16 protein-coding genes are annotated in these 12,648 nt (G+C 61.5%); all 16 read left to right on the top strand.

What is annotated here, in order from left to right; all coding sequences use genetic code 11:
• Positions 1-21: 21 nt before the first annotated feature.
• On the top strand, positions 22-636 hold the full coding sequence (locus tag DWZ54_RS09095) for an O-methyltransferase (RefSeq protein ID WP_233541669.1): 615 nt from the start codon (positions 22-24) through the stop codon (positions 634-636).
• 6 nt (positions 637-642) lie between these two features.
• Positions 643-1,869, top strand: a complete 1,227-nt coding sequence (locus DWZ54_RS09090) for a U32 family peptidase (RefSeq protein ID WP_118475791.1) — start codon at positions 643-645, stop codon at positions 1,867-1,869.
• A 54-nt stretch (positions 1,870-1,923) separates the two neighbouring features.
• Entirely contained in the window at positions 1,924-2,205 is a 282-nt protein-coding gene (locus DWZ54_RS09085; RefSeq protein ID WP_118016151.1) for an acylphosphatase, read from the top strand.
• 27 nt (positions 2,206-2,232) lie between these two features.
• Entirely contained in the window at positions 2,233-2,670 is a 438-nt protein-coding gene (gene aroQ, locus DWZ54_RS09080; protein WP_118475713.1) for a type II 3-dehydroquinate dehydratase, read from the top strand.
• A gap of 47 nt (positions 2,671-2,717) precedes the next feature.
• Positions 2,718-3,797: a Xaa-Pro peptidase family protein gene (locus DWZ54_RS09075; protein ID WP_118475711.1), complete on the top strand. Its 1,080-nt coding sequence runs from the start codon at positions 2,718-2,720 to the stop codon at positions 3,795-3,797.
• A 157-nt stretch (positions 3,798-3,954) separates the two neighbouring features.
• On the top strand, positions 3,955-4,512 hold the full coding sequence (efp, locus tag DWZ54_RS09070) for an elongation factor P (protein WP_118016148.1): 558 nt from the start codon (positions 3,955-3,957) through the stop codon (positions 4,510-4,512).
• Between the two features lie 226 nt (positions 4,513-4,738).
• Positions 4,739-5,140: an Asp23/Gls24 family envelope stress response protein gene (locus DWZ54_RS09065; protein ID WP_118016147.1), complete on the top strand. Its 402-nt coding sequence runs from the start codon at positions 4,739-4,741 to the stop codon at positions 5,138-5,140.
• Positions 5,141-5,160: 20 nt separating this feature from the next.
• Positions 5,161-5,742, top strand: a complete 582-nt coding sequence (amaP, locus tag DWZ54_RS09060) for an alkaline shock response membrane anchor protein AmaP (protein ID WP_118475709.1) — start codon at positions 5,161-5,163, stop codon at positions 5,740-5,742.
• Between the two features lie 15 nt (positions 5,743-5,757).
• Complete coding sequence (locus DWZ54_RS09055) at positions 5,758-6,000, top strand: DUF2273 domain-containing protein (RefSeq protein WP_118016145.1); 243 nt, start codon at positions 5,758-5,760, stop codon at positions 5,998-6,000.
• A gap of 45 nt (positions 6,001-6,045) precedes the next feature.
• Entirely contained in the window at positions 6,046-6,477 is a 432-nt protein-coding gene (gene nusB, locus DWZ54_RS09050) for a transcription antitermination factor NusB (RefSeq protein WP_118475707.1), read from the top strand.
• 92 nt (positions 6,478-6,569) lie between these two features.
• A complete protein-coding gene (gene xseA, locus DWZ54_RS09045; RefSeq protein WP_118016143.1) occupies positions 6,570-7,829 on the top strand; it encodes an exodeoxyribonuclease VII large subunit in 1,260 nt (419 codons plus the stop codon).
• The gene (gene xseB / locus DWZ54_RS09040) at positions 7,801-8,043 is read left to right on the top strand and encodes an exodeoxyribonuclease VII small subunit (RefSeq protein ID WP_118475705.1); all 243 of its coding nucleotides are present in this window, start codon (positions 7,801-7,803) and stop codon (positions 8,041-8,043) included. The genes xseA and xseB overlap by 29 nt, the downstream gene beginning before the upstream one ends.
• 6 nt (positions 8,044-8,049) lie before the next feature.
• Positions 8,050-8,928, top strand: a complete 879-nt coding sequence (locus DWZ54_RS09035; RefSeq protein WP_118475703.1) for a polyprenyl synthetase family protein — start codon at positions 8,050-8,052, stop codon at positions 8,926-8,928.
• Positions 8,929-8,949: 21 nt separating this feature from the next.
• The gene (gene dxs / locus DWZ54_RS09030; protein ID WP_118475701.1) at positions 8,950-10,878 is read left to right on the top strand and encodes a 1-deoxy-D-xylulose-5-phosphate synthase; all 1,929 of its coding nucleotides are present in this window, start codon (positions 8,950-8,952) and stop codon (positions 10,876-10,878) included.
• A 43-nt stretch (positions 10,879-10,921) separates the two neighbouring features.
• Positions 10,922-11,728: a TlyA family RNA methyltransferase gene (locus DWZ54_RS09025; protein ID WP_118475699.1), complete on the top strand. Its 807-nt coding sequence runs from the start codon at positions 10,922-10,924 to the stop codon at positions 11,726-11,728.
• A gap of 15 nt (positions 11,729-11,743) precedes the next feature.
• Entirely contained in the window at positions 11,744-12,595 is an 852-nt protein-coding gene (locus DWZ54_RS09020) for an NAD(+)/NADH kinase (RefSeq protein WP_118016138.1), read from the top strand.
• Positions 12,596-12,648 lie beyond the last annotated feature (53 nt).

The following is a 12,648-nucleotide window of genomic DNA, read 5'->3' as shown; positions in this document are numbered from 1 at the left end:
GCAGGTAAGGAGGGAGAGACGATGGAACAGGCAGGAATCGAGGCCCTGCTGCGCGAGATGGAATCGTATGCCGCCGCGCATCACGTGCCGATCATCAATGAGCGCGGCCGACAGGCGTTCCTTGCGGTCGTGCAGGAAGAGCGCCCGCGCCGCATCCTCGAGATCGGCACGGCCATCGGCTATTCGACGCTGCTGCTCCTGCTGCATGGTGCGGCGGACGCAAGGGTGACGACACTCGAGCTCGGCGAGGAGCGCACAGAGCTTGCGCGCTCGTTCTGGGCGCGTGCGGGCGTTTCGGACCGCATCACGCTCCTGACGGGCGATGCCGGCAGGATCCTCGCGGAGCTTCCGGGAAAGCTCGCTGCGCCGTACGATTTCGTTTTCATCGATGCGGCCAAGGGGCAGTACGTCGATTATTTCGAGAAGATCCAGCCGCTGCTCGCGCCACACTGCACGGTCCTTGCGGACAATGTGCTGTTCCGCGGCTACGTGCTCGGGGAGGAGAAAGCGCCGCGCCGCTACCGCACGATCGTCAAGCGGCTGCGCGCCTACATAGAACTTGTCAATCACACGCCAGGCTTTGTAACCGAGATCCTTGAACGCGGGGACGGCCTGGCGGTCACACGGAGGAAATAGGGTTTGATCAGGAAAAAGCCGGAGCTTCTGGCTCCAGCCGGCAACATGGAAAAGATGAAGATGGCGCTGCTCTACGGTGCCGACGCCGTGTATCTCGGCGGCAAGGCCTATGGCCTGCGGGCTTTTGGCGGCAATTTCAGCCGCGAGGAGCTCAAAGAGGCGATGGAATTCGCGCATGGCCTCGGCAAGAAGGTCTATGTGACGGTGAACATCTTCCCGCACAACCGCGACCTTGCGGCGCTGCCCGACTACCTGCGCTATCTGCAGGAGATCGGTGCGGATGCGCTGCTCGTCGCCGATCTCGGCATCTTCACGATGTGCCGGGAAATCGTGCCGGAGATGGAGCTTCACATCAGCACGCAGGCCAACAACACGAACTGGGCAACGGTCAGGGCCTGGCAGGCCCTCGGCGCCAAACGCGTCGTGCTCGCGCGCGAGATGTCGCTTGAGGAGATTCGCGAGATTCGCCAGAAATGCGATGTGGATCTTGAGATGTTCGTGCACGGCGCGATGTGCATCTCGTATTCGGGCCGCTGCCTGCTCTCGAATTACTTCACGGGCCGCGATGCGAACATGGGCAGCTGTGCGCAGTCGTGCCGCTGGAAGTACGCGCTCGTTGAGGAGACGCGTCCCGGCAAGTATTTCCCGATTGAGGAGGACGAGCGCGGCACGTACATCATGAATTCCAAGGATATGTGCCTCCTGCCGCACATCGCCGACGTCATCGGGAGCGGCGTCGAGAGCCTCAAGATCGAGGGGCGCATGAAGAGCGTCCATTACGTCGCGAGTGTGGTCAAGGCGTACCGCCTGGCCATCGACGCGTACTTCGACCATCCGGACGATTTTCACATCGACCCGGCCTGGATCGAGGAGCTCGAGAAGGTTTCCCACCGCCCATATACGACGGGATTCTACTATCATCAGCCGACGAAGGATGACCAGCTTTATGGCACATCCTCTTATATACAGACGTCCGAGTTCGTGGGACTTGTGCGCTCTTATGACAAAGAGACGGGCTGGGCGCTCGTCGAGCAGCGCAACAACATGAAGCTCGGTCAGGAGATCGAGGTGTTCCAGCCGACGGGGCCGCTTTTCCGCCAGACGATCCGCGCGATGCGCGATGAAGATGGCGAGGAAATCGCGGTCGCGCCGCATCCGCAGCAGCTCCTCTACATGAAGATGGAACAGCCGGTGGAGCCTTATACCATCCTGCGTCGGGATTATCAGGCGTGAGCCTGGGCCTCGTGCCCGGGCGGAAGTGAAAGTGAAGGAAAGCGGGGATTACTCATGGAAAAGACAGTTCGTTATTTTGGTAAGGCAACGGGACGCGTACAGGGCGTCGGTTTCCGCATGTTCATCCAGCAGCATGCCACGGAGCTTGGCGTGACGGGCTGGGTCCGCAACATGGAGGACGGCAGCGTCCACATGGAAATCCAGGGCACGCCGGAGGCCGTCGACAAATTGTCGGTGCTCATGCGTGAAGGCAATTACTTCATCAAGGTCAAGGAGCTGACGTTTGAGGAGCGCCCGGTCGAGGCCGACGAGACGCGCTTCATCATCCGCTACTGACCCGGGATTCGTAAAAGGAGACTTGTTATGCCAAAGATACTCGTGCTGAACGGCCCGAACCTCAATCTCCTGGGCACCAGAGAGCCGGAGATTTACGGTCACACGACGCTTCAGGACATCAACGACCGCATCGGGAAGCGGGCGGCTGAGGCGGGCATCGCCGTCGATTTCCTGCAGTCCAATCATGAGGGCGTGCTCGTCGATGCCGTGCAGGCGGCCAATCACAAATACGATTACATCATTTTCAACGCGGCAGCGTTCACGCATTACAGCATCGCGCTGCGCGACGCCATCGCGGCCATCGAGGTGCCGGTCATCGAGGTGCATCTCTCGAACATCCACCAACGCGAGGAGTTCCGCCATACGTCGGTGCTCGCACCCGTCGCGATGGGACAGATCTGCGGCCTCGGCGCCGAAAGCTACATGGCCGCGCTCGAGGCCATCATCTGCAAGCTCAAGGGCTGAGCACAGGGGCCGCGGTCCCGTAAAACTTTCATCTGGAGATGATTTTCATGAATCCAAATCGTTTGGAGGCACTGCGCGCCCTGCTCGCGCATGAGGGCCTCGATGCCGTCGTCGTGACGAAGTACGTCAATCTGCATTATTTCAGCGGCTTCCGCGGCGATGATACGACGCTTGTCGTGACGCAGGATCACGCCCTGCTCATCACGGACAACCGCTACACGGAGCAGGCACAGAAGCAGGCGCCGCTTTACGAGATCGTCGAGCAGAAGGGCGGCCTCTTGAAGAAGACGGCCGAGTGCCTTGAGAAGCTCGGCTGCCAAAAGGTGGGCTTTGAGGGCAATGCGATGCTCTACAATGACCATGCGGCACTTGCCGCCATGCTGCCGGGCGTCGATTTCTCGAAGGCGCTGACGCTCGATGCCCTGCGCGCCGTCAAGGATGCCGAGGAGATTGGCTGTATTCGCAGGGCCTGCGAGATCGCCGACAAGGCGTTTTCAGACATCGTCACGTTTATCCGCCCGGGCCGCATGGAGATCGAAGTCGCTGCGCGCCTCGAGCAGGTCATGCGCGCCGCCGGCTCGGAGAAGCCGTCTTTTGATACGATCGTGGCGTCTGGCCTGCGCGGCAGCATGCCGCACGGCACGGCCACGGAGAAGGTCATCGAGGAAGGCGATTTCGTGACGATGGATTACGGCGCAAAGTTCCAGGGCTACTGCTCTGATATCACGCGCACGGTCTGCGTGGGGCACGCGACGCCGCGCCAGCGCGAGGTCTACGAGGCCGTACTCGGCACGCAGGAGCTCGTGCTCAGCCTCATCGGGCCGCACAAGTCGTGCCTTGCCATCGATACGGCGTCGCGCGAATACCTTGCGCGCTATGATCTTGCCAAATACTTCGGCCACGGCCTCGGCCACAGCCTGGGCCTTGAGATCCACGAGTCGCCGCGCCTCTCGCGCTCGTGTGCGCCGGAGGATGTGCTCGTCCCGGGCAACCTCATCACGGACGAGCCGGGCGTCTATTTGCCGGGCTGGGGCGGCCTTCGCATCGAGGATACGGTGCTCGTGACGGAGACGGGCTGCGAACGGCTCACGAAGTCGGACAAGTCGCTCCTGGAACTCGGCTGCTGAACGGCTCCGCCTGCCTGTGCGGTCATCGAGTATCCTCGCACAGGCGCGCGAATGCGCAGGAATGCTTGACGCGCGGCGTCAAGTTGATTATAATAAAAACGTTATGATATGTTTATATCGTGCAAATTGACCATGATATTTTGGAGGGCGTTATTGAATGATTAATAGTACGGATTTTCGCACGGGCTTGACGATTGAGATTGATGGCGGTGTCTGGCAGATTGTTGATTTCCAGCATGTAAAGCCGGGCAAGGGCGCAGCCTTCGTTCGCACGAAGATCAAGAACGTTGAGACGGGTGCAGTGGTAGAGCGTACCTTCAACCCGAACGAGAAGATGCCGGCCGCTCATCTTGAGACGCGCAACATGCAGTATCTCTACGAGTCCGACGGCATGTACACGTTCATGGATATGGAGACGTATGAGCAGACGGAGCTCAACAAGGATCAGCTCGGCGATGCGCTGAACTACCTCATGGAGAACATGGAAGTCTCGCTGCAGACGTTCAAGGGCCGCATCATCGGCATCCAGCTGCCGAACTCCGTCAACCTCAAGGTTGTCGAGTGCGAGCCGAGCGTCAAGGGCAACACGGCCACGGGTGCCACGAAGATGGCCAAGGTCGAGACGGGCTACGAAGTCCGCGTGCCGCTCTTCGTCAACGAGGGCGATACGCTCCGCATCGATACGCGCACGGGCAACTACATCGAGCGCGCATAAGAAACGCTTTTTTGAGCAGCTGTTGTACCGGTTCGCTGGTATGGCAGCTGTATTTCTTTCACGTTTCTTTTTCTTTTTTCTATCCGCCGGGCAGGAGAACGGTGTTTTTTAGCGAAATAATATAGTATAAATATGCATCAGGTGAAGCATGGAAACACGCCGGACGTGGCATATGCTTTCGCCTGCGGCATTCACATTGCTCGTTTCGTATAAGGAGGCCTTTATCATGGCAACGGAAAAAGAATTATTGAAGAAGGATTCTGGTCTGGGCGCAATCCGCATCGCGGATGAGGTCGTTAGCATCATCGCGGGCCTGGCTGCCACGGAAGTCGACGGCATCGCGGGCATGAGCGGCGGCATCGCCGGCGGCATTGCTGAGATGCTCGGCCGCAAGAATTTCGCCAAGGGCGTCAAGGTCGAGGTCGGTGAGAAGGAAGCCGCCGTCGATCTCTACATTATCGTCAAGTACGGCGTGCGCATCCCCGATGTGGCCCTTGCGGCACAGGAGAATGTCAAGCAGGCCATCGAGACGATGACGGGCCTGTCGGTTGTCGAAGTCAATGTCCACGTACAGGGTGTCGGTTTCCCGGAGGAAGCGCCGAAGGCAGAAGAGGTGCGTGTACGCTGAGTTGAAGCGAGGCGGATACCATGGGGATCATCAACCGTATATTGCTGTTTTTCTTCAATCTGGGCGCTATGGCGCTGTCGCTCGTCGTGCTCGCGGCCTGTATCGGCGTGCTGCCGGAGTCCGTCTGGCTCAATGAGCTTCACTATGCGCTCACGCGGCCCGAGACGATTGCGGGGGCTGTCGTTGCATTTCTCATCGCGTTCCAGCTCTTCTGCTGCTCGTTCCGCCGGACGCGTCCCGTGGAGCGGGAGTCGGGGGAATACCTCGTGCTGCAGAATGAGGCCGGGGCCGTGCGCGTGGCACTCGATGCCGTGCGCTCGCTCGTCGAGCAGACGGCATCGAATCTGCCGGGCATCCGGCTGGCCCGCGCGAAGGCGTACCGCGTGCACAGCGGCAGCGGCAAAGAAGCCGTGGACAATCTCAAGCTCGTGCTGAACCTCTCGGTTGGCCGCGGCCTCAATGTCAACGAGGTGTCGGCAGCCGCCGCAAAGGAGATCCGCGAGGAGCTCCGGGAGGTCATGGGCCTTTCGGATGTTGTGCTCGACCTGCGCGTCACGAGTCTTTCCGATGCTGCCCTGCCGTCGAAGCGCCGCGTCGTCTGAGGTGGTGGACAGAAGATGAAAGAAGAAATCAAGAACTATCTGGAACAGATCTGGCAGGAAAGCCGGTATCGCGTCATCGGGCTCTTCGCGGGGCTCTTCATCGGCCTGGCCATCCTGATCTTTGGCTTCTGGCGCACCATCTTCGTCCTGTTTTGCGGCAGTGTCGGTCTTTTCATCGGCACGCGGCTTGACGAGGGCGATACCATTTTCTCGATGCTCGAACGCATCCTGCCCGAACGGTTCAATCATTTTCGCTGAGCACGCAGCCGCGTGCAGGAAGGTTTAAGGTAAGGAAGGTTATTCATGAGTCGTAGACAAGCAAGAGAGGCGGCCCTTCAGGCGCTCTTTCAGTTGGATTTGAATCACGCAGATGAGGCCGGTCAGGAGGAGATGTATGAGTCTCTGGCCATCGATACGGCCCTTTCGGAAGGGGAGGCCATGAGTGCTCATGACCGCGCGTTCGTCAAGGCGCTCGTCCATGGGACCCGTGAGCACCTTGAAGAGATTGACGCGAAGATCGCCCATGCTTCGCGCGAGTGGAAGGTGGAGCGCATGGCGGTGGTCGACCGCAATCTCACGCGCATGGCGACGTATGAGATGCAGTTTGCCCCCGAGAAGCTCACCCCGAACATCGCGATCAACGAGGCTGTGGAACTGGCGAAGAAGTATGGTACGGATGAGTCCAGCCGCTATGTCAACGGCATCCTGGGCGCAATCATGAAGAATGCGCAGTGATACATGACGGAAGCCAGACCTGGGTCTGGCTTTTTTCTTGTGAGAAGGACGGCAGATACGGGCGAGAGGTGAAAGAAGACATGAGAGACAGGATGGAATCCATTCACAGTGTCAGCGACGTGACGCGCTACATCAAGATGGTGCTGGCGCGCGAGCCGGCGCTCGCGCATCTGCAGGTGCGCGGCGAGCTCTCGAATTTCAAGCGCTACGCCTCGGGGCACTGTTACTTCACGCTGAAAGACGCGGGCGCCGCCATCAAGTGCGTGATGTTCCGGAGCCGCGCGCAGAGCCTGCGCTTTGAGCCGCAGAACGGCATGCAGGTCATCGTGAGCGGCAATGTCGCCGTTTACGAGCGCGACGGCGTCTACCAGCTCTACGCCGACCGCATGATACCCGATGGCATCGGCGATCTGGCGCTCGCCTTCGAGCAGCTCAAGGCGAGGCTTGCGGCCGAGGGGCTTTTTGAGGAGGCGCACAAGCGGCCTTTGCCGCATTTCCCGAAGACCATCGGCATCGTGACGTCGCTGTCGGGCGCCGTGCTGCGCGATATCTACCGCGTCTCGAAGCGGCGCTGGCCCGCCGTCCGGCTCGTGCTGAAGCCCGTGCTCGTGCAGGGGGAGGAGGCCGCCGGGCAGATTGCGGAGGCCATCCGCTTCTTCAATGAGAAGTATCCCGTCGACGTGCTCATCGTTGGGCGCGGCGGCGGCTCAATGGAGGACCTCTGGGCCTTCAATGAGGAGGCCGTCGTGCGCGCGATCTACGCGTCAGAAATCCCCGTGATCTCGGCCGTCGGTCACGAGACGGACTTCACGCTGGCGGATTTCGTCAGCGACCAGCGCGCGGCGACGCCCTCGCAGGCAGCGGAGCTCGCCGTGCCCGACCGGCTCGAGCTGCGGCGCTACGTCGAAAGTCAGGGAAAGAGGCTTTCCGAGCAGGCAAAGCGCCAGTGTGCGGCCAAGCGGCTGCGGCTTGATGCCTGCCTCAGGAGTACGGCACTCGAGCGGCCGCAGCTCCTGCTTGCGGGCCGCTCGCAGCGCCTCGACCGCGCCGTGCAGGCCCTGCAGCACGCGATGAAGCAGGAGCTCACGGCGCGCCGTCACGAGCTGAGCATTGCCTGCGAGAAGCTCGACATGCTCAACCCGCTGCAGGTGCTCTGCCGCGGGTACGGCATTGTCGAGAAGCGCGGCAGGATTGTGACGAGCGTCAGGGAGACGAAGCCCGGCGAGCGCGTGCACATCGTCATGAAGGACGGCCGCGTGGCCGCACGCATCGAAGATACAAATGCTGGACGGAGTCAGCAACGTCAGGAAAGGAAGATGGAAGATGCCCAGAAAGAAGGAACTCTCTTTTGAAGAATCCCTGGGGAAACTCGAAGAGATTGTCAAGACCATGGAAGAGGGCAGCCTGAGCCTCAAGGACCTCATGGCGAATTATTCGGAGGGTGTCCAGCTGGCCAAGAATTGCCTGACGGCGCTCGACCGCGCGGAAAAGACCATGGACCTCCTCGTCAAGGAGGGGGAAGACGGTACGGTCAAGGAAGAGCAGTTGGAGATAGAGGGAGAATAAGGTAGTATGTTCAAGGAACTTTGGCATGAAAGACAGCAGCTGGTCGAGCGCCAGCTCGTAAAAGAACTCGATGCGCAGCAGCCGCTCGACAAGACGCTGCACGATGCGATGCAGTACAGCCTCATGGCCGGCGGCAAGCGCCTGCGGCCAATCCTCGTGATGGCGGCGGCCGATGCCGTCGGCGCCGATGGCACGAAATTCCTCACGACGGGCTGCGCGCTCGAGATGATCCACACGTATTCCCTGATCCACGATGACCTGCCGGCCATGGACAACGACGATTACCGCCGCGGCAAGCTGACGAACCACAAGGTCTACGGCGACGGCATGGCCGTGCTCGCGGGCGACGCGCTTCTGACGCTGGCCTTCGAGGTCATGCTGCGCCAGAAGGACGCCGACGAGGCGACGCGGCTGGCCGTCGTGCGCGAGATGAGCACGGCTGCCGGCATGAACGGCATGGTCGGCGGCCAGGCCATCGACCTCGAGTCGGAGGGCCATCACATCAGCATGGAGACGCTGCGCCGCATGCACATGGGCAAGACGGGCGCGCTCTTCCGCGCGGCCATCCGCAGCGGCGCAATCCTCGCGGGTGCCAATGACGAGGAGCTCGCATTGCTCACGCGGTATGCCGATAAATTCGGCTTGGCCTTCCAGATCACGGACGACATCCTCGATGTTACGGGCGATGAGAAGGAGATCGGCAAGCCCGTCGGCAGCGATCTGCGCAACCACAAATCGACGTACGTCACGCTGACGTCGCTCGAAGAGGCCCGGAAGCTGGCGAAAGCGACCGTGCAGGAGGCCGTGGACGCCCTCGCGCCGTTCGGCAGCCGCGCCGTCTTCCTCAGAGAACTCGTGGAGTATCTGCTCACACGCAAAAATTAAGTAGGAATGGGAAGTGTTTCCATGCATGCATTGCTCGATCGAATCAATAAACCGGAAGATGTCAAGCGGCTTAACGTTCAGGAGCTCGACCGCCTGGCCGCGGAGATCCGTCGCCTGATTATCGATACCGTCGCGCGAAACGGCGGCCATCTCGCGCCGAATCTCGGGACGGTGGAGCTCACACTCGCCCTTTACAGCGTTTTTTCGTTTCCGCAGGATAAACTGGTCTGGGACGTCGGCCATCAGTCGTACACGCACAAGATCCTGACGGGGCGCCGGGAGCGGTTTGCGACGCTGCGCCGCCAGGGCGGCATCACGGGATTCCCGAACCGCTTTGAATCGCCGTACGATGCGTTCGGCGTCGGCCATGCGAGCACCTCAATCTCGGCGGCGCTGGGCATGGCAATCGCGCGCGACGTCCGCGGCCTCCACAACCAGGTCATCGCCGTCATCGGCGACGGGGCACTGACCGGCGGCGAGTCCTTTGAGGCGCTCAACCATGCCGGTGACCTCGGCACGAAGCTCATCGTCATTCTCAACGACAACGAGATGTCCATCGATGCCAACGTCGGCGCCATGAGCGAGTATCTCTCGCGCATCCGCATCGCGCCGCAGTACAACCGCGCCAAGCGCGACATGGGCAATCTGCTCATGAGCATCCCGCACATCGGCGGCAAGGTCTACAAGACGGCCAGCCACTTGAAGGACGGCGTGCGCTCGGTGCTCGTGCCGGGCAGCCTGTTCGAGGAGATGGGCTTCCATTATATCGGCCCCATCGACGGGCACAACATCGGCCTCCTCGAGGAGGTGCTGTCGCGGGCGCGCGATATGACGGGCCCGGTACTCATCCACATCCACACGGTCAAGGGCAAGGGGTACCTGCCCGCCGAGCAGGCGCCGGAAAAATTCCACGGCGTCGGCTGCTTCGATGCACAGACGGGCAAGCCTGTCAAGAAGGCGGCCTGTGCGCCGTCGTATACCGCTGTTTTCAGCCAGGCGCTCATCGAGCTCGCGAAGAAGGACCCCGATATCCTGGCCATCACGGCGGCCATGCCGTCGGGCACGGGGCTCAAGGCCTTCGGCAAGGCATATCCGAACCGCTTCTTCGATGTTGGCATCGCCGAGGAACACGCGATGACGCTCGCGGCCGGCATGGCTGCGGCGGGCATGCATCCCGTCATCGCGCTCTATTCGACGTTTGCGCAGCGTGCCTACGACCAGATGATCCATGACGTCTGCCTGCAGAACCTGCCCGTGACGATCTGCCTGGACCGTGCGGGACTCGTCGGCGAGGACGGCCCGACGCATCACGGCGTCTTCGACCTCTCGTACCTGCGGCAGATGCCGAACATGCACGTGCTCGTGCCGAAGGACGAGGAGGAGCTGCGCCACATGCTCGCGACGGCCATCGCCATCGACGGGCCCGCGGCCATCCGTTATCCGCGCGGGGCGGGCCGCGGCGTGACGCTCACGGACGATTTCAGGACGCTGCCGATCGGCAAGGCCGAAGTGCTGCACGAGGAGGGCGAAGTCGCCCTGCTCGCCGTCGGCACGATGGTCGAAAAGGCCGAGAAGGCTGCCGAGCTTCTCCACGAGCAGGGCGTCGAGGCCGCCGTCGTCAACATGCGCTTCGTGAAGCCTCTCGATGAGGCGCTCATCCTGCGCTATGCGGCGGAGAAGAAGCTTCTGGTGACGCTTGAGGAAAACGCTCTCGCGGGCGGCTTCGGCGCATCCGTGCTCGAGTGTCTCGCCGATCACGGCGCCGCGGTGCCGGTGCTGCGCTTCGGCATCCCCGACCGCTTCATCGAGCAGGGCACGCGCCAGGAGCTCCTCTCGCTCTGCGGCCTGCAGGAGGGGGCCATCGCTGCCGCCATCCTGCGGAAGCTCGGACGGGAGCCTGTGTCTCAGCAGGATGCTGCGGGCGGGCAGATGGAACAGCCGGAGCAGTAAGAACAGGAAAATCAGGAAGAGAAGAATAGAAGGTTTTTTACGAATGGCAAAAGAACGATTGGATACCCTTTTGGTCGAGCGCGGCCTGGCCGGCAGCCGGGAACGGGCCAAGCGCATGATCATGGCCGGCGAGGTGCTCGTCGACGGACAGAAGGTCGACAAGGCCGGCACGACGGTGAAGCCCGAGGCCGAGATCCGTCTGCTCGGCCACGACATCCCCTATGTCAGCCGCGGCGGCCTCAAGCTCGAGAAGGCCATGCAGGAATTCGCGGTGACGCTTGCGGGCAAGGTGGCCGCTGATATCGGCGCCTCGACCGGCGGCTTCACGGACTGCATGCTCCAGAACGGCGTGCGCAAGGTCTTTGCAATCGATGTCGGCTACGGCCAGCTCGCCTGGAAGCTGCGCACAGACGACCGCGTCGTCAACATGGAGCGCACGAATATCCGTAATGTCACCTCCGAGATGCTCGGCGAGAAACTCGACTTCGCCTCGATCGACGTGGCCTTCATCTCGCTGACGAAGGTCCTGCCCGTCGCGAAGGAACTCCTGACGGACACAGGCGAGCTCGTCGCGCTCATCAAGCCGCAGTTCGAGGCGGGGCGCGAGAAGGTGGGCAAGAAGGGTGTCGTGCGCGACCCGGCCGTGCACGAGGAAGTCATCGTGCGCGTGACGGATTTCGCGCGCTCGCTCGGCTTCTGCCCGCTGGCGCTCACGTATTCGCCCGTCAAGGGCCCCGAGGGCAATATCGAATATCTCATCCACCTCACGAGCGGGGCGGGCGAGGACACGGTATCCCCTGAGCGCATCCGTGAGGTGGTCGCCTCTGCTCACGCGGCCCTCGACAAGTAAGGAGGGAGTATTTGCATGCTGACGATCGCTGTATTCCCAAATGTCACCAAGAAGAATGCCGCCGATATCCTCTACCGCATCATCGCATTCTTCCGCGACAAGGATGTCCGGCTCATCATGCCGCTTGACGAATCGCGCTTCTTCGATATGGAGTCGTACGGCGTGCCGGATATCGAGAAGGTGCCGGCGGACCTTGCGCTCTGCCTCGGCGGCGACGGCACGCTGCTCGGCGTCTGCCACCGCTACGGCGATGCGGCCATCCCGCTCTGCGGCGTCAACATCGGCACGCTGGGCTTCATGGCCGACATCGAGCCCGATGAGCTCGAGACGAAGCTCCAGAAGATCCTCGACAAGGACTACCACATCGAGCACCGGCTGCTGCTCGCGGGCTTCGTGCATTCGTGCGGCAAACGCCGCTTCATCGGTCATGCCATCAACGATGTCGTCGTGACGAAGGGCGGTGTCGCGCGCATGCTGCACCTGGGGCTCAGCATCAATTCGTCGCATCTCATCGACTACAAGGCCGACGGTCTCATCGTGTCGACGCCGACGGGCTCGACGGCGTATTCGCTGTCGGCGGGCGGGCCCATCATGAACCCGAACATCCGGGCGCTGCTCCTGACGCCGATCTGTGCACACACCTTCAACATGCGCCCGCTGGCCATCCGGGAGGACGATGTCGTGCACATCCAGATCGCCGCCGTCCATCAGGACATCATCGTGACGCTCGACGGCCAGGAGAGTTACCGCCTTTTGCCCGGCGATGAGGTCACGGTGCAGAAATCCCAGGTACAGGCCAATATCGTCAAGTTCGACGACAAGGATTACTATCAGATCCTGCGCACGAAGCTGTGGCGAAATGACTGAGCATACGACACATACAACGCATACAACAAGAGATGAGAAGGGAAGAAAAAGAG

The sequence above is a fragment of the Mitsuokella sp. AF33-22 genome (assembly GCF_003475755.1).
GTDB lineage: Bacteria > Bacillota > Negativicutes > Selenomonadales > Selenomonadaceae > Mitsuokella.
The sequence above is the reverse complement of the archived record's forward strand: the minus strand, read 5'-3'. Positions and strand labels throughout refer to the sequence as shown.

Excerpts from the sequence above, each read along its gene's own strand:
- DWZ54_RS09095 (WP_233541669.1), top strand. The coding sequence starts at position 22 with ATGGAACAGGCAGGAATCGAGGCCCTGCTGCGCGAGATGGAATCGTAT.
- DWZ54_RS09085 (WP_118016151.1), top strand. The coding sequence starts at position 1,924 with ATGGAAAAGACAGTTCGTTATTTTGGTAAGGCAACGGGACGCGTACAG.
- aroQ (WP_118475713.1), top strand. The coding sequence starts at position 2,233 with ATGCCAAAGATACTCGTGCTGAACGGCCCGAACCTCAATCTCCTGGGC.
- DWZ54_RS09075 (WP_118475711.1), top strand. The coding sequence starts at position 2,718 with ATGAATCCAAATCGTTTGGAGGCACTGCGCGCCCTGCTCGCGCATGAG.
- efp (WP_118016148.1), top strand. The coding sequence starts at position 3,955 with ATGATTAATAGTACGGATTTTCGCACGGGCTTGACGATTGAGATTGAT.
- DWZ54_RS09065 (WP_118016147.1), top strand. The coding sequence starts at position 4,739 with ATGGCAACGGAAAAAGAATTATTGAAGAAGGATTCTGGTCTGGGCGCA.
- amaP (WP_118475709.1), top strand. The coding sequence starts at position 5,161 with ATGGGGATCATCAACCGTATATTGCTGTTTTTCTTCAATCTGGGCGCT.
- DWZ54_RS09055 (WP_118016145.1), top strand. The coding sequence starts at position 5,758 with ATGAAAGAAGAAATCAAGAACTATCTGGAACAGATCTGGCAGGAAAGC.
- nusB (WP_118475707.1), top strand. The coding sequence starts at position 6,046 with ATGAGTCGTAGACAAGCAAGAGAGGCGGCCCTTCAGGCGCTCTTTCAG.
- xseA (WP_118016143.1), top strand. The coding sequence starts at position 6,570 with ATGGAATCCATTCACAGTGTCAGCGACGTGACGCGCTACATCAAGATG.
- xseB (WP_118475705.1), top strand. The coding sequence starts at position 7,801 with ATGCCCAGAAAGAAGGAACTCTCTTTTGAAGAATCCCTGGGGAAACTC.
- DWZ54_RS09035 (WP_118475703.1), top strand. The coding sequence starts at position 8,050 with ATGTTCAAGGAACTTTGGCATGAAAGACAGCAGCTGGTCGAGCGCCAG.
- dxs (WP_118475701.1), top strand. The coding sequence starts at position 8,950 with ATGCATGCATTGCTCGATCGAATCAATAAACCGGAAGATGTCAAGCGG.
- DWZ54_RS09025 (WP_118475699.1), top strand. The coding sequence starts at position 10,922 with ATGGCAAAAGAACGATTGGATACCCTTTTGGTCGAGCGCGGCCTGGCC.
- DWZ54_RS09020 (WP_118016138.1), top strand. The coding sequence starts at position 11,744 with ATGCTGACGATCGCTGTATTCCCAAATGTCACCAAGAAGAATGCCGCC.